This is a genomic window from Lacinutrix jangbogonensis (assembly GCF_000797445.1).
Classification (GTDB): domain Bacteria; phylum Bacteroidota; class Bacteroidia; order Flavobacteriales; family Flavobacteriaceae; genus Lacinutrix; species Lacinutrix jangbogonensis.
On record NZ_JSWF01000032.1, the window covers coordinates 160,543 to 178,275 of the forward strand.

Genomic DNA, 17,733 nt, shown 5'->3' on the forward strand with positions numbered 1-17,733 from the left:
TTACTCCGTAAATGTAATATAATTTGTGGATTCTTCATCAAATGCTGAATGACAAAAACCTGAATTTATTCCAAACTTCTACACACTTATTTAACTTTAGATCTGAATTATTTTTACAGTTTTAAAACACGATGTTTAGAGAAGTGAAAAAAAGTACCTTCAATCAATAGGAGAATTTATTCTCCAACAAAAAAATAAAGCTTTATATTTATGCATCGTTAATTAATAAATATCCACATTATGAAAAAAATTACATTATCTTTTTTGCTATCAATATTTAGCTTTGCTATAATTTTTGCTCAAGGCATTTTTGATGATGCTATTCACACAGCTGTTAATTTTGGGAGCGTTAATTCTCCAGGTGCAGAAGGTGTTCAGAATATTATCGATCAAAATTCTGCTACAAAATTCTTAGATTTCAATGCTGGAGATGGTATTGGATTTGATGTCGACTTATTAGGTGTTTCTCACATTGCAATTGCAATGGAAATAGTTACAGCAAATGATGCTCCGGAACGCGATCCGACTGCCTACGAAATCCTTGGTTCTAACGATGGTAATGCATATACTAGTGTTGCTACTGGAACAATTCCATGTGTTTCAACCCGTTTATTCAATAGAACCTACTCTTTTGCTAGCACTACAGCTTATACTTTTTATAGAGTTAATTTTACTGGTACGTGTGGCACAAGTACTATAAATCAAATTGCAGATGTGCAATTGTATAGTGCTATTGGAGATACACCTGTTTTTACCTGTCCGGGAGATATTACAGTAGATAATACTGCTGGACAATGTGATGGTGTTGCTACTTATACTATTACAGTAAGCGATACAGAAGATGGTAGTTTAACACCTACTTTAATTACAGGGCAGCCTTCTGCAGGTAGTTTCCCTATAGGAACTACAATTGTTTCTTACACAGTTACAGATAGTGATAACAATACTGTGAGTTGCAGCTTTAATGTCACTGTAAATGATACTGAAAATCCAGTAGTAAATTGTCCTGCAAATATAATGGCAGATACTAATCCTGGAGATCCTACAACTGTTGTAACTTATGCCGTTATCGGGTCAGACAATTGCTCCGCTATTAATCCTTTAGCAGGTTTTTCTCCATTAGGGACAATAAATGGACAGGCCTATTATTTATCAGATGCCTCTCTTTCTCCTGCCGGTGCTTTTACAGAAGCTGGAAATCAAGGTGGTTTTATAGGAACCATTAGAAACGCAGCAGATGGTACATACCTTTTAGATGCCATAAAAAAAGCAGGCTTTCTTGGAGATATTCTTCTTGGATATAACGATACCGCTTCTGAAGGTTCTTTTGTTTGGCATACTAGCGATCCAGCAACTTATAATAACTGGAATCCTGGAGAACCAAATAATTCTGGAAACGAAGATTATACAGTTATGCAATCTAGTGGAGGATGGAACGATGTTAATGATATTGCTTCTTACAGATATCTTTTAGAAATCCCTTATTCGCCTGAGCAAACTGCTGGATTGGCAAGCGGTAGTGATTTCCCTATTGGTGTAACTACAAATACTTTTGTTGTAACAGATGTTACAGGTAATTCTGAAACTTGTTCTTTTACGGTTACTGTAAATGAAGTATTAAGTGTCGATTCTTTTAGTTTAGAAACTAGTATTTCTATGTTGCCTAACCCTGTAAAGAATAATTTATTTATAAGCAATTCATCAAATATTAAACTAGAGACTGCTTTAGTTTTTGATATTAATGGAAGACTGGTTAAATCATTTAATCTTAATGAAGTAAATGAAACGGTAAGGCTAGAGATTTCAGCTCTTAAAAGTGGTTTGTATTTAATTAATATTACTAACCAACAAGGACATTCAATAATTAAGAAATTTATAAAAGAATAACCATAAAATTAAGTTTTAAAAAAGTCCGCTTCAAAATTATTTTGAAGCGGTTTTTTATTTCTAACTAATTCAAATGAAAATTATTCTATATTTAGCCTAAGGCCTAAAGAAATATTATTTTGTTTTATAGAGTTGTTTTTAAAGGTGTTAGATAAATCGTATTTAAAAAACAAACTAACATCATCTAAGCCAATATAAGCACCAACACCATAAACAAAAGGATTTACATTATAATCTTGTTTAATTTTCTGCTTTGTTCTTTCTCCATTTTCTTTATACCATAGTTTTTGTTTCGCTCCAATATTTAAGCCTGCATAACCGCCAAATCCAATTTTAAAACCTCTGTTATAATATCTTACGCGATCTTTCTTTTCGGTTTTAGTATACTGTCCAAACTCGAAATATAATGGTACAACTAAATTTGTGGTTCTAAATTTTGCTTGTTTTAAATCTACAGGAAATGTTTCTATTGTTGTTAAATTACCATCTTGAACAAAATACTTATTGTCTTTTAAATCATACTTATTCCATTGTAGAGATAAACCATATCTCAGTCTTATAGCGTTAGAATTTTTTAAAATTCGTGTTCTCCACTGGAAACCTAATTCAAAAAAACCAGAACCACCAATTTTGTAAGGCGAATCGCTAAGACTTTGTCCATCTATTAAAGCGTTATTAATTCCTGCAGCAACTACTAATCCACTAAGTGTTCTGTAATCGTATTTAACTGGTTTTTTTTTACCACCTAAAATTGTAACACCTGTAAAGTTATTAATATCATTTAAAGAATTAAATGAAATATCAAATTCTCTTTTCTTAACATTACCATCTTCATCTAATGGAGTTCTAAGGTTGTTTCTTTCGTAGAACGCTAGTTTATTTTTAAATATAGAAATACGATTTTCAATATTTAAGGCTCTTTTTTTAGCAACTTCTTGTTTTAAATCTTCGCCTTCTTCATAAGTAATTTCCTTTTTTGTAACACGATCATTGATTTGTTCTACTTCAAATTTTAAAGCACTCTTTTCGTGAGTTCTAATTTCTTCTATTAAAAGCTCTAATTGCTTTTCTTTTTCTGGATTATTTGATGACTCCTCAATGTCTTGCGCACTAGCATAAATTGTAAATAAACCTAATATTAAAATGATAATGTACTTTGTAATGGTTTGCATAAGTGTTCGTTTTTTGATGCTGATAAGTCTATCAGCGATTGTTGATATTGATTGTAAATTGATGAGTTGTTCTTGTTAATCGTTGCGTTCTGCAACAGATTCCCTTATGGTTTCGTAGCCTTTTCTTACTGCGTTAAACATTTTGTCTCTAAAGGTTTTATCGAGATCGTCTTCGACAGCGATGAGTAAACCGTTGTAATCTATTGGTATTGATTTACTTTTAGGTTCTTGCATTGCAATATCTTCTGTCGCTTTGGCAAGTAAAGAATTTATCTCGTTGTCTAGAGTAATGTTATTTTTGGTTTCTATGTTGTTTTTTTTGTCAGGTATATTTTCAACGATAGCAACAAGAGGTTCATTTTGGATTGTGCTTTTGTCGACAAGTAAGGGTTCTTCAACTTGAGTTTTGTTTACTATTGTCTTTACCTTATTTTTAGAATTTACATTAGCATAATATTTAGTGCTTTCAATTGGTTTCTTTTCTGTTTTCTTCCTGCTCTTTTTTATTGTTTGCTCTTCTATTTTAACTATTACTTCTTGTTTTGGAGTACTAATTATTTGTTTTGGAACTTCAATTTTTAAAGTGTCGGTAGTTGTGTTTTCTTTAGCTATACTACTGTCTGTACTATTTGTTATTTTAGTATTTATAAAGAAATTCGAAACCAACAAAACACCAATAATGCTTGCCGCCATACCTAGCCACCAAAAGCCCGTTTTGTTACTCTTTTTTTCTTCGTGATCTAAACGTTTCGATAGAGTATCCCAAGATTTAGATGCAGGCGTAATAGTTCTTTTTTCGAGCCTATCTTTCATGTCTTCTTCAAATTTAATTGGTGCCATAACTCGATGTGTTTAATTTTTTAATCTCTTGCTGAAGCATTTTTCTTGCTTTAAATAATTGCGATTTGGAAGTCCCTTCATTTATATTTAGAAGAGAAGCAATTTCTTGGTGTTTATAGCCTTCAATTGCATACATAACAAAAACCATTTTATAACCTTCTGGTAGTTTATCTATTAATTTCTGGATGTGTTCTACTTCAATCTCACTATTAATAGTGTTTGAATAATCATGCTTAACCTGTATGTCTTCGATAGAAAACTCTATTTTTTTTGTTGTCTTAAAAACGAAATAGACTCTCTAACCATAATACGTCTTATCCAACCTTCAAAACTGCCTTCACTTTTAAAATGCTTTAAGTTTTTAAATACTTTAAAAAACCCATTGAGCATGGCTTCTTCAGCATGTTGTAAATCTTTAATATAATACCTGCAAACACTTAACATTTTTGGCGCATGCAACTCATACAATACGTGTTGTGCTTCACGATTGTTTGTTTGAGCTCTTTTAATTAGCTTCGTTTCATTTTTATAGAGTTGAATAACTTTCAAAAAAGGATTAGTTTTGTGGTTCTATTTATAAAGACGTGATTTTTGTATAAAAGGTTGCCTCATGGTTATACTATTTTTATAATTTTAAAAAAAAATAATTAAAAATGAACTCAATTAATTTAACTTTAACAAAATACAAAGTTAAGCTATACTTCAAATAGTTACTAATTTTGCATTAGTGTTTGTAAAATACAAAACTTTAAAAATATGATTCGTTTTTTTGCTTTTAGCCTATTTTTTTGCCTTATTTCTTGTAAAAAAGAAGAAGTAGGGTCTGCAAACAGAGAGCTAAACTTGCCATTATTCTCTCTCTTAGAAATGAATAAAACAAATGTTTTATTTTCAAACGATATTATCGAAAATGAAGCTTTTAATACTTTTAAATATGAATACTTCTATAATGGAGCTGGTGTTTCTATTGGAGATATTAACAACGATGGTTTGTCTGATATTTATTTTACAGGAAACATGGTTGATGATAAATTATATTTAAATAAAGGGAATTTAGAATTCGAAGATATAACCCAAAACGCAATTGGTAAACAAGCTAAAGGCTGGCACACAGGAACAACGTTTGTAGATGTAAATGGGGATGGTTTTTTAGATGTTTATGTATGTAGGGGAGGAGATATTAGAAATTTTAAAGACCAATCTAATTTATTATACATAAACAATGGTGATTTAACTTTTACCGAACAAGCGCATGTTTTTGGAATTGATGATGGTTCTAATTCTACCCAAGCCGCATTTTTTGATTACGATTTAGATGGCGATTTGGATGCTTATGTAATGAATGTTCCCAATGAATTATTTCAATATTCTATGCAAGAGTATCGCGATATGTTTAAAAGTGGTAAAAATAAATCTGATCACTTTTATAAAAATGATAACGGAAAATTTATAGAAATATCTAAAAGCTTGGGCATTAATAATCATGCTTTTGGATTAGGGCTATGCGTTTCTGATATCGATAATAATGGCTATCTAGATATTTATGTTAGTAATGATTATGAAGACCGCGATTACCTGTTTATGAATAATAAAGGTGTTTTTACAGAAGAATTAAAACAACGTACAAGGCATATTTCAAACTTTGGAATGGGAATAGATATCGCAGATTTTAATAACGATGCTCATCAAGATATCATGGAATTAGACATGGCTTACTCTTCTCATATTCGCTCTAAAAGAAACATGGCATCCATGTCTATCGATAAATTTTGGAACACAGTAGCCACAGGGAATTATTATCAATATATGAGTAACTCATTGCAACTAAACAATGGGAATGGCACGTTTAGCGACATCGCTCATTTGGCCACAGTGGCCAAGACAGATTGGAGCTGGGCAGCTCTATTTGCAGATTTCGACAATGATGGTCTAAAAGATTTGGTAATTACTAATGGACAGTATCGAGATTTTAAAGATAGGGATTTTCAAGAAAATCTAAATAAGCAGATTGCTGAAAAAGGAAAATTGTCGCTAGATGAGGTCTATTCGTTTACACCATCAAGTGTGCAAAGTAACTTTGTGTTTAAAAATAAAGGCGATCTATCTTTTGAGAACAATACCAAAAGTTGGGGATTCAATAAAAAGATAAATTCAAACGGCATTGCGTATGCAGATTTAGATAATGATGGAGACTTGGATTTGGTTGTAAATAATCTTGATAAACCAGCTTCTATTTATGAGAATAACCTAAATGGACAGGTAAACTATGTAGCTTTTCAATTAAAAGGGAATAGAAAAAACGTGTTTGCTTTTGGAGCAAAAGTTAAAGTTTATACAGAATATGGAGTTCAAACCCAAGAGATTTCTCCAACAAGAGGTTATTTGTCATCAGTTGATACCAAACTACATTTTGGCTTAGGGGAGGCTTCTTTAATTAAAAAAGTAGAAATAATTTGGCCAGATAACAAGACTACAATACTTCACAATTTAAATAGTAATCGAACACATTATCTAAGCTATAATAAATCAGCTTTTAAAGAATTAACTAAAGAAAAAGTGACACCTATTTTTAAAGATATTTCGCAATCTCAACCTTTACAATATAAGCATACAGAAAATAAATTTAATGATTGGGACAGAGAAATCTTATTGCCTTATGCACTTTCAAGTCAAGGTCCAGTTATAGCCGTTGCAGATGTTAATAAAAACCAATTAGAAGATGTGTTTATTGGAGGCTCTAGCGGCAATTTGTCTCAAATTAGATGCCAAAAATTAAATGGAACATTTATATCTCCTATTAACAGTCCATTTATAGAAGATATAAAAAGCGAAGATATTGGTGCTTTGTTTTTTGATGCAGATAACGATGGCGATAATGATTTATACGTTTGTAGTGGTGGTAACGAATTTGTAAAAAACTCAAAACATTTGCAAGACAGATTATATATAAATGATGGTAATGGTAATTTTATAAAAAGCAGAAATGCTTTGCCAAAAATGATCTCAAGCACCAAAGTTATCGTCTCTGGTGATATAGACAGCGATGGTGATTTAGATTTGTTTGTTGGAGGAAGGTTAACACCAGGAGAATACCCTAAAGCCTCAAGAAGCTATGTTTTAAGAAACGATAATGGGAATTTCACAGACATTACCAGTCAATGGTCTAAAGCACTTTTGTTTCCGGGAATGATAACTGGTGCCGAATTTACGGATGTCAATAATGATGGGAAATTAGATTTAACATTAGTTGGTGAATGGATGGGTTTTACGCAGTTTATTAATGACGGAGAAAAATTTGCAAAAAAAGAGACAGACCTTTCTACAGAAGGTTTATGGTTTAGTTTAGCATCGGGCGATATTGATAATGATGGAGACATAGACTTTGTTGCTGGAAATCTTGGTGCTAACTCAAAATTTAAAGCCTCTTTAAAAAAACCATTTAATATCTATGGAAGTGATTTTGATAAAAATGGTAGTTACGATTTGGTTTTAAGTGCATATGAAGGAGATAAAAATTATCCTGTTCGTGGAAAAGAATGTTCGTCTCAACAAATGCCTTCGCTTTTAGAAAAATTCCCTACATATAAATCTTTTGCTGAGTCAGATATGAAACAACTTTATGGTAGTAATCTAGATGAAGCACACCATTTAACAGCAAGGCATTTAAAATCTTCAATTTTTATTAATGATGGAAACGGCAATTTTATAATGAAGGACTTACCTAATGAAGCTCAATTTTCACCAATTATGGGTATAGAGCTTGAGGATATAAATGGAGATAATAAAATAGACATTGTCGCTGCAGGAAATTTGTATGAAGCAGAAGTTGAAACGGTGCGCTATGATGCTGGAAGAGGAGTTTGTTTAATTGGAGATGGTGAAAATAATTTTAAGCCTTTAACTCCAGAAGTATCTGGGTTTTTTGCTTGGAATAATGTGAAATCAATAACCAAAATAACTTTAGATAATAAAAAATGTTTCATTTTGGGTGTAAATAATAATTTCCCTCAAATTTTTGAATTAAAATAATATATGATACCCACTATAAAAACAAACCAAAAAAACATGAAGTATAATAGATATTTTATTTGCCTCATTGGTCTTTTACTATTAAATAGTTGTAAAGATGACGACGACGTTGTCACGCAAGAACCCATGCAAGAAGAAGTTGTTTTAACAGATAATGTTGAAGTTTATAATGCAGCCTTAGTAGATAATAGTCTCGTTTTGGCAGTTGTAAACGGAGGTGATAAATCTTATCTTGTAGATAAGTCTGGAAAAAAAGTAAAAGAATGGAACTTTTCTTCAAATCTTGGAAATGATTTAGAGATTATGCCAGATGGTAAATTGTTAGGGATGTTTAAAACACTAACTCCAAGTGTGAACTTTGGAGGATTTGGTGGTGTCATAAAAATTATAAATTTAGATGGATCTATAGATTGGGAATATGAATATGCCTCTTCAGAATACCTAGCACATCATGATGTAGAAATGCTTCCAAATGGCAATATTTTATTTTTGGCTTGGGAAAAAGTAGATATGTTAGAGGCGCAACAGCAAGGTGTAAATACGGCATCGCACCTATATCCAGAAACGCTTATAGAAGTAAATCCAAATACAAATCAAATAGTATGGAAATGGAATAGTTATAACCATAAAATACAAGATCAATTTCCTAGTCTACCAAATTTTGGATCTGTTAGCAGTAACCCACAATTAATAGATTTAAACTATTTTTCTTTAGATAATGGAGACATCATGCACGCTAATGGTATAGATTACGATGCCCAAAAAGATGTTATATACATGAGTGTAAATAATTATAGTGAAGTTTGGGTTATCGATCACAGTACAACAATACTTGAAGCAGAGACGAGTAATGGTGGTGCATACAATAAGGGAGGAGATTTAATTTATAGATTTGGAAACCCAGAAGCTTACAAAAACTTATTTGGTAACCGTTTGTTTTATAATAATCACTTTCCCAACCTATTAGAAGATAATGTCCCGGGAGAAGGAAATGTTTTAGTCTTTGTAAACGGAAGTAATACAACTCAATCTACAGTATACGAGTTGGATATGCCGGACGTTCTTAATTTAATTCCAAATAGCAATAATGAGCCACAGCTAATTTGGGATTTTACAGATCCAACACTCCAGTATGGAAGAGTATCTGGAGCGGTAAGGTTACAAAATGGTAACACGCTAATTTGCGAAGGCGATTATGGTTTTTGGGAAGTGACCCAAACAGGTGAAATAGCATGGAAATATTCAGGTTTAAATACAAGTCAATTTTGGAGATGTTATGCCTATAAATTTGATGATTCAGAAATTTTAAACCAAAACATTGAATTTGAGTAGTTTAAATGTTGCATTCTAAAAAAATGAATTAAATTTACAGTTAAGTTATTAATTAAATTTTACACACATGAAAAAAATTACCTTATTATTATTATGTTTCTCTTTAAACTTTACTTTCTCGCAAGTAATATTTGAAGATGATTTTGACGGCTCTGGCCCTGGATTTGCAGCTTGGTCTGTTTATGATGTAGACGGTAATACCGTAAACGCCAATGTCGCTCAGTTTACTTCTGCATGGATAGAAGAACAAGCTACTCTTGTTACAGCACCACCAGATGATTTAGTTGCAAAAAGCACCTCTTGGTATTCACCAGCTGGTACTTCAGACGATTGGTTGGTAACACCAGCGATGAATTTAACAGGTTTTACAGGAGATCCAATACTTACATGGGAAGAAAACGCACCAGATGCTGCTTATGCTGATGGTTACGAGGTTAGAGTTTCTACAACAGGTAATACTCCAGCAGATTTTACAGATGCACCTATATTTACAATTGCCAACGCTTCTGGTGGAACTGGAGTTTGGGCTTCTCAATCTGTAAATTTAAATGCTTATGTTGGTAATGCAGTTGTTTATATTGCATGGCGAAACACTTCTACAGACAAGTTTGTTTTACAAATAAACAATGTAAAAGTAGAAGTGCCTCCAGCTTTTGATGCTGGAATCACAACGAATGGTGAGACTCAAGATCAATACACACAAATTCCTCTTGAACAAATTGTAGCTATGGGTACCAATGCTATTATTAATAATATAGGTGATGCCGTTACAAACGCTATAGCAACAGTAACTGTTGCAGATGGCGGAGGAACTGTTTACACAGAGTCTAGTACTCCAATTGCTATTGCAGCAGGAGCAGTTCAAGCAGTTACATTTACTGGGTACATACCAACTGCAGTAGGCACATTCACTACTACATATTCAGTTGCTATTGCAGAAGTAGATGGAGACCCTGCTAACGATACTACAACTAGTAATGATACAGAAGTTACAACTAATACGTATGCTAGAGATAATGGTATTGTAACAGGTTCTTTGGGTATTGGAACTGGAACTACTAGTGGTCAATTGGGACAACAATTTGATATTATTGAAACTGAAGCTATTTTGTCGGTTACTTTTCAATTAGAAAATGGAAGCGATTTATTAACAGGATCAACAACATTTGTTAAGGTTTGGAGTATGGCAGGTGGGATTCCTGATGCTATTATTGCACAAACCGATGTAGTGACAATACTTACAGGATCTAATCTATATACTGCAAATATTGTAGGAGGTGCTTTTAACCTGAACCCTGGTGTTTATGTAATAACTGTAGAAGAAGGTGTAGAAAGTATTTCGCTTGCTCATACTGACGAGATACATACGCCTGGAACAACTTGGATAAATTGGCCAACTAATCCTAATGGAACTTGGTCTAACAATGAAGACTTTAATGTTGATGTTTCATATATTCTACGTCCAAACTTCCAAGATAATACTTTAGGTGTTGATAATTTTGATGTTGAAAACATTACAATTGGTTTATACCCTAATCCAGCTACTGATTTTGTTACTATAAGTAATCCAAATGGAGTAAGTTTACAAGAGGCTATTATAGTTGATATTGCAGGTCGCGTTGTAAAAACTTATAATTTAGGGAGTACAATAGATAGTGAAAAAACTATTGATGTTTCTTCTCTAAATGCCGCTGCTTACTTTGTAACTATAAAAAGTAGTCATGGAGCAATAACTAAAAAATTAATTATTAACTAATAGTCCATATATTTTAGATAGTTTAGATTTAAAAGCCAGTAACTATTGTAGTTACTGGCTTTTTTTATGGGATTAAAATAGCGTTTCTAAATTACTTCTTTCGCTCAATTACATAATTCACCATGAGTTCTAAAGAAGTTTTATACTCAGAATCTGGGAATTGTTGTAGTATTTGTAGTGCTTCAGATTGAAAGGCTTTCATTTTTGTTACAGCATAGTCTAAACCACCATTATTTTTAACAAAAGCAATCACTTCATTAACGCGTTGTTTGTCTTTATTATGGTTTTTAATAGAATTGATTATCCATTTCTTATCCTTTTTACTCACGATGTTAAGCACATGAATAAGAGGTAATGTCATTTTTTGTTCTTTAATATCGATACCTACAGGTTTCCCAATGCTTTTGGTGCCATAATCGAACAAATCATCTTTAATTTGAAATGCCATACCTATAAGTTCTCCAAATTTTCGCATGGTTTCAACCTCAGGAGACTCTGGTTTAACAGAAGCTGCGCCAAGGCTGCAACAAGCTGCAATTAAAGTGGCCGTTTTTTGTCTTATTATTTCGTAATACACGTCTTCTGTAATATCTAAACGTCTGGCTTTTTCAATTTGAAGCAGTTCACCTTCACTCATTTCTCTTACTGCAACCGAAATAATTTTAAGCAAGTCGAAATCATTATTGTCAATAGACAATAACAAACCTTTAGAGAGTAAATAATCGCCTATAAGCACAGCAATTTTGTTTTTCCAAAGCGCATTAATGCTAAAGAAACCACGACGTTTATTGCTGTCATCCACAACATCGTCGTGCAATAAAGTAGCAGTATGTATTAATTCTATAACTGATGCGCCTCTATAAGTTCTGTCTTTAACTTCTCCATTAGACACCATTTTTGCTACAAGAAACACAAACATTGGTCGCATTTGCTTTCCCTTTCTGTTAACAATGTAATGTGTGATTCTATTTAATAAAGCAACTTTAGAAGCCATAGCTAAACGGAACTTTTGTTCAAAAAGATCCATTTCGTAAGCGATGGGTTGTTTTATTTGTTCAGTTATTTTCAAAAGAAAAATTTCAGTTTTATAAAGTTACTAATAAAGTTTATTTTAAAAATTTATATAGGCAAATATTAACATAATCTTTACTACCACTCATTAATTCTATTAGAATCTAGTTTAACAAAAATAAAGATAAGAATAGTAAATCCCCAAAGTCCTGAGCCTCCATAACTAAACATTGGGAGAGGAATGCCAATGGTAGGGATTAAGCCCATTACCATACCAATATTGATTAAGAAGTGTATAAATAGTATCGAAGCAACCGAATAACCATACACACGACTAAACTGCGATTTTTGGAGTTCGGCTAAATGTAATATACGTAATATTAGAAGTATCATCCCGAGCACAACTGCAAAACTGCCTATAAAACCCCATTCTTCACCTACTGTTGTGAAAATATAATCGGTATGTTGCTCAGGTACAAATTTACCTGTAGTACGCGTGCCTTGCATAAAACCTTTACCAGTAAAACCACCAGAACTAATGGCTTTTTCACTTTCTAAAAGATTGTAGGCGGCCTCTTTTTTCATTTTTGCCAGCTTACCTGCATCCTTTTCAAGACTTAGCCAAATAGTAATTCGGTCTTTTTGATGGAAAGGTAGCAATGTGTCGTAAGTGTAACGCACACCAAAAGTAATTAATAAGGCAATTAATAATGTTAGAGCCGGTTGGAGGAATGAGGGCTTTTTTTTAAGAGAAAAATAATAACCAAACACTATTACAGTTGCTATAATCATGGTTATTAGCAACCCGAACTTTAAAGCGAGTACCGCTAAAACTATTAAAAGAGATCCAAGAATTAAATAAACTTTAGGAAGTCCTTCACGATATAATACAAAGAAAAATGCGCCATATACTAGCGTACTTCCTGCATCTTTTTGTAATAAAATTAGAAAGGCAGGAGCTATAATAATTGCGAAAATTCGAATTTGATGTTTAAATTGTTTAATATCGGTTTGTAAATCACTCACATATTTTGCTACAGCTAAAGCAGTAGCAGCTTTCGCAAACTCACTAGGTTGTAGAGTCATACCTCCTAAATCGTACCAAGACGTGGCGCCATTTATGCTTTTTCCAAAGATGAATAAACCAATTAAGGAGAGTAGGGACGCAAAGTAGATGATGCTAGAAAAGCGTTCGTAAAACTTAGCGTCAATAGATAAAATAAGTGTAATTAGTACTACCGATAGAATTAAGAAAATAAGCTGTTTGCCATAAAATTCTGTAAAACTAAAATAGTCTATTATTTCGCCTGTATGTGAAGCCGATAATATATTTAGCCAACCAAAACTTGCTAGCATAAAAAATAGCACGATAGTAATCCAGTCAAATTTAAAATGTCTATCAGTTTTTCTCATTAAATTTATAACTTGAGATCAGGTTTATTTGGTAATTCAATGATGGCTTCCATTGGAATAACTTGATATTGCGATTCACGATTTATTTTAAAAGGTTTACCAGAATAAGGTTTCGCATATTCGTTTTCCAAACTATGAGTTAATAACCACTCCTCTAAATCTTTTCTAGTAATAGTTCTATTAATGTATTTCTCTATCATTAAGCTGGCAATTCTTCCAGCAAACCTGCTTCCAAAATAGCCGTTCTCAACAAATACTGCAATTGCTATTTTTGGGTTGTCTTTGGGTGCAAAAGCTACAAATATGGAATGATCCGTAAGTTGAGTTCTTACACTATCTATTATCGCATAATTTTCTACAGTGCCTGTTTTTCCACATATTTCTAGGCCTTTAACCTGAAGACTACTTGCTGTGCCTTTATTATAAACTTGAAACATACCTTCAATAACAGGTGTAAAATGTTCTTTGTCTATAGTTGTGTATTTAGGTTTGGTGAAATTTTCAGGTAGTGTTTTACCCTGTATAGATTTTATAATATGTGGTGTATAATAATAACCACGATTAGCTATTGCGGCTGTCATATTAGCTAATTGTATTGGAGTAGTAGAAACTTCTCCTTGACCAATGGCATTAGAAATGGTATAAGTAGAATAAAATTCTCTTGGGTAGGCATATTTATAGTATTTTCTATCTGGAATTCTTCCTTTTTGACCAACAACTAAATCGTTGTTTAAATAATTTCCAAGCCCAAAACTTTTTACATGTTTACTCCAATTATCTATGCCTTTTGAAGCATTATTGTCTTTATCTAAAATGCGTCTATAGACAGTTGCAAAATAGGCATTACAAGATTTTTGAATACCTAAAACCATGTTTCTTGAACCACCACCACAATGGCATCCCATAAAACTATTTCCGTATTTGTAACCATCATAGCACGATATGCTTTCCCTTGTTGATATTACGTCTTCTTGCAAAGCTACAAGCGCATTCATTAGCTTAAATGGAGAGCCAGGATTATAAACACCTTGCAAGCTTCTATTAAATAAAGGTTTTGCAATAGAGTCTCTTATTAATGTATTGAAGTTTTTAGAGCGCTTTCTGCCAACTAAATCGTTAGGGTTGTATGTTGGTGCAGCAATCATGGCTAAAATTTCGCCAGTACTTGGTTCTATAGCAATTATTCCTCCACGTTTATTCTGCATTAGCCATTCTCCATAAGCTTGTAATTCAGAATCTATTGTGATTGTAATATCTTTTCCTTGTTCTGGAATAATGTTTTCTTTACCATTTTTATAGGGTCCTATATTTCTATTAAATCTGTCTTTTTGAATAAGTTTTAGACCTTTTTCACCACGTAAAATATCTTCATAAGACTTCTCAACACCTTGCTTACCAATAAGGTCACCCATTTTATAATAGTCATCTTTCGCGATGTCTCTATTGTTTACTTCGCCAATATCGCCTAATACATTAGCTCCAATGGTTGTTTCGTATTGTCTTAAAGAACGCTTCTGAATATGAAAACCTTTAAATTTCCTCATTTTTTCTTGAAGCACAGCATAGTCTTCCTTCGATAAATGCGAAACTAAAGGTGATGGTATTCGCCAAGAATATTTTTTTGCTTTTTTAAACTGACTAATAAAACGAGCCTTATCAATTTTTAGTAATTTACAAAATTCTAACGTATCTAATGCAACTACTTCTCTGGGGATAACCATAACATCGTAAGAGGGTTGGTTGGCTACTAAAAGTTTGCCGTTTCTATCGTAAACAAAACCTCTTTTTGGGTAGTCGTACACTTTTCTAATAGCATTGTCGTCAAAAACACTATCGTTGTTAGAGGTGTGAATTTGTAAGTAGTAAAGCCTCGCAGTAAAAATAACACCAACGAGAATAACAGAAAGGAAGAGTAAAAATTGTCTCATTTTTTATTTGAACCACTAAAAATTATAGTTATTAAAAGACATAATAAAATAGTGAATATACTAGAGAATAACGTATTTTTGAGTACTAAAAGTATTTTCGAAAAGTTAAAAATTTCAAACGAAAATAAAACAAAGTGATGGATAACAGTTAGTATAGAAATGTAGGTAATACGTTGTCCAAAATCTGAAGTGCTAAATTTTATTGTTTGATGCTCATAAACAGCACCAAAACTAAATTTTAAAGCTGCTGGTCTAATAAAAGCGATTGTTAATGCTGCAGCTGCATGTATGCCTCCAGAATCTAAAAATAAATCTATAGAGAAGCCTAACAGAAAGCTTAATAGAATAAACGCCATTCTATTATTTTTTATTGGAAAAAGGATAATGAATAATATATATGGATACGGATTTATATACCCCATAAAATTTACATGACTTAACAATAGCACCTGTACTAAAATAAGTACAATAAAACGGATGGTATGTATAGATAAAAGATTAGTCATTGTTGTCTAATAATTTTTCTATTAGTTTCTTATCCTCATTTTCAATAATATAAACGTGCTCGATATTTGTCATGTCGTTAAAAAGAGCGACTTCAATTTCATAATAATTTTCTGCTATGTCCAATTTAAAATTAGATATAGTACCGATAGGAATCCCTTTTGGGAAAATGGTAGAACGACCAGAAGTAATAATTGTATCTCCAGTTGCAACAGAAGCTATTTTTGGAATCTCTGTAAGCTGTATAAATTCTGGCGAGTTACCATCCCATTTTAGATCTCCAAAATGGTTGCTTTTTTTAACTAATGCACTAATGCTGCTTGTTGTATTTAATATAGAAAGAACAGTTGCGAAATTCGAATCTGTTTTTTCAATAATACCAATAATACCTTTGCTTGAAACAACGCCAAAATCTTGTTTAATATTATCGTTTTTTCCTTTGTTTAAAAGTAGAATATTGTTAGTAGAAGCATAACTATTTCTAATCACTTGAGCAGCTGTGAATTTATAATGATTCGTAAAATTCACACTATCAGTATAAGTAGAATCAGCATTTTTATTAGTGTTAAAAAGAATAGCTTTTAATTGGCTATTCTCTTCTTGAAGTAATTTATTTTGTTCTCTTAATCCAAAATAATCGCTTATGTTATTTGAAGTGTTATAAACACCACCACTTAAAAAGTTAGCCGAATTAATAAATCTACTTCTATGATAACTGTTCGATTGTATCGTTAACATCACAGAAATAAACAGCAATAGCACAAACAGAAGAAACGTTTTGTTTCTTAGTATAAAGTTTACTATTTGTTGCATCTATTTGGGCTGGTTTTATTTAATCAATACGCTTTTGTATTTCGCTAGATTTTTAAGCGTAATTCCTGTACCACGAACAACAGCACGTAATGGGTCTTCGGCAATATAAACTGGTAAATCTGTTTTTTGAGATAAACGCTTGTCTAAACCGCGAAGCATAGAACCACCACCAGCTAAATAAATACCAGTATTATAAATATCTGCAGCTAATTCTGGAGGTGTTTGCGATAGTGTTTCCATTACAGCATCCTCGATTCTAAGAATAGATTTATCTAAAGCCCTGGCAATCTCTCTATAAGAAATTTGAACCTGTTTAGGTTTTCCAGTTAATAAATCACGTCCTTGAACGCTCATGTCTTCTGGTGGTATGTCTAAATCTTCGGTTGCAGCACCAATTTGAATTTTTATTTTCTCTGCGGTGCGCTCACCAACATATAGATTATGTTGGGTACGCATGTAATAAATAATATCGTTCGTAAAAACATCACCTGCAATTTTAACAGATTTGTCACAAACAATTCCTCCTAAGGCAATTACAGCAATTTCGGTTGTTCCACCTCCAATATCAACAATCATGTTCCCTTTAGGTTGCATAATATCAACACCAATACCAATAGCAGCAGCCATTGGCTCATGGATTAAATAGACTTCTTTGCCGTTTACACGTTCGCAAGATTCTTTTACTGCTCGCATTTCTACTTCCGTAATTCCAGAAGGAATACAAACCACCATACGTAAAGATGGAGTAAATAACTTTTTTTTAAGCGCAGGAATATTTTTAATAAACATGCTTATCATTTGCTCTGAAGCATCAAAATCTGCAATTACACCATCCTTTAAGGGTCTAATAGTTTTTATGTTTTCGTGTGTTTTTCCTTGCATTAAATTAGCTTCTTGGCCAACTGCAATTATTTTTCCCGAAATTCGATCTCTTGCAACAATAGAAGGCGCATCCACAACAACCTTGTCATTATGAATGATTAATGTATTTGCAGTTCCTAAATCTATTGCAATTTCTTCTGTTAGGAAGTCGAAAAATCCCATGCGT

At 32.5% G+C, this 17,733-nt stretch carries 12 protein-coding genes and 1 pseudogene; 4 read left to right on the forward strand and 9 right to left on the reverse strand.

Annotated elements, in window-relative coordinates:
- Nucleotides 1–240: 240 nt before the first annotated feature.
- Complete coding sequence (locus tag RH82_RS13260; protein ID WP_034061413.1) at nt 241–1,887, forward strand: HYR domain-containing protein; 1,647 nt, start codon at nt 241–243, stop codon at nt 1,885–1,887.
- Between the two features lie 80 nt (nt 1,888–1,967).
- On the opposite strand, the gene RH82_RS13265 is transcribed toward RH82_RS13260, so the two are convergent.
- The 3 genes and pseudogenes from RH82_RS13265 to RH82_RS13275 form a co-directional block, all read right to left on the reverse strand.
- Nucleotides 1,968–3,059: a hypothetical protein gene (locus tag RH82_RS13265; protein WP_034061414.1), complete on the reverse strand. Its 1,092-nt coding sequence runs from the start codon at nt 3,057–3,059 to the stop codon at nt 1,968–1,970.
- Nucleotides 3,060–3,134: 75 nt separating this feature from the next.
- Nucleotides 3,135–3,899, reverse strand: coding sequence for a hypothetical protein (locus tag RH82_RS13270; RefSeq protein ID WP_034061415.1), 765 nt, complete (start codon nt 3,897–3,899; stop codon nt 3,135–3,137).
- Nucleotides 3,886–4,448: pseudogene (locus tag RH82_RS13275) on the reverse strand (RNA polymerase sigma factor). The gene RH82_RS13270 and the pseudogene RH82_RS13275 overlap by 14 nt, the downstream one beginning before the upstream one ends.
- Nucleotides 4,449–4,655: 207 nt before the next feature.
- Here RH82_RS13275 and RH82_RS13280 point away from each other — a divergent pair.
- The 3 genes from RH82_RS13280 (at nt 4,656) to RH82_RS13290 (ending at nt 11,016) form a co-directional block, all read left to right on the forward strand.
- Nucleotides 4,656–7,928: a VCBS repeat-containing protein gene (locus RH82_RS13280; RefSeq protein ID WP_034061417.1), complete on the forward strand. Its 3,273-nt coding sequence runs from the start codon at nt 4,656–4,658 to the stop codon at nt 7,926–7,928.
- Nucleotides 7,929–7,964: 36 nt separating this feature from the next.
- Entirely contained in the window at nt 7,965–9,260 is a 1,296-nt protein-coding gene (locus RH82_RS13285) for an aryl-sulfate sulfotransferase (RefSeq protein WP_034061472.1), read from the forward strand.
- Nucleotides 9,261–9,327: 67 nt separating this feature from the next.
- Entirely contained in the window at nt 9,328–11,016 is a 1,689-nt protein-coding gene (locus RH82_RS13290) for a T9SS-dependent choice-of-anchor J family protein (RefSeq protein ID WP_034061418.1), read from the forward strand.
- Nucleotides 11,017–11,107: 91 nt separating this feature from the next.
- On the opposite strand, the gene RH82_RS13295 is transcribed toward RH82_RS13290, so the two are convergent.
- From RH82_RS13295 to RH82_RS13320, 6 genes are all read right to left on the reverse strand, one after another.
- Nucleotides 11,108–12,085 (reverse strand): polyprenyl synthetase family protein, encoded by a 978-nt coding sequence (locus RH82_RS13295; RefSeq protein WP_034061419.1) that lies wholly within the window; start codon nt 12,083–12,085, stop codon nt 11,108–11,110.
- Between the two features lie 80 nt (nt 12,086–12,165).
- Complete coding sequence (rodA, locus tag RH82_RS13300) at nt 12,166–13,440, reverse strand: rod shape-determining protein RodA (RefSeq protein WP_034061420.1); 1,275 nt, start codon at nt 13,438–13,440, stop codon at nt 12,166–12,168.
- A gap of 5 nt (nt 13,441–13,445) precedes the next feature.
- Nucleotides 13,446–15,368, reverse strand: coding sequence for a penicillin-binding protein 2 (gene mrdA, locus RH82_RS13305; RefSeq protein WP_034061421.1), 1,923 nt, complete (start codon nt 15,366–15,368; stop codon nt 13,446–13,448).
- The gene (locus tag RH82_RS13310) at nt 15,365–15,874 is read right to left on the reverse strand and encodes a hypothetical protein (protein WP_034061422.1); all 510 of its coding nucleotides are present in this window, start codon (nt 15,872–15,874) and stop codon (nt 15,365–15,367) included. The genes mrdA and RH82_RS13310 overlap by 4 nt, the downstream gene beginning before the upstream one ends.
- A complete protein-coding gene (mreC, locus tag RH82_RS13315; protein WP_034061423.1) occupies nt 15,867–16,685 on the reverse strand; it encodes a rod shape-determining protein MreC in 819 nt (272 codons plus the stop codon). Before mreC ends, RH82_RS13310 begins: the two co-directional genes overlap by 8 nt.
- 15 nt (nt 16,686–16,700) lie before the next feature.
- A complete protein-coding gene (locus RH82_RS13320; RefSeq protein WP_034061424.1) occupies nt 16,701–17,729 on the reverse strand; it encodes a rod shape-determining protein in 1,029 nt (342 codons plus the stop codon).
- Between the last annotated feature and the right edge of the window lie 4 nt (nt 17,730–17,733).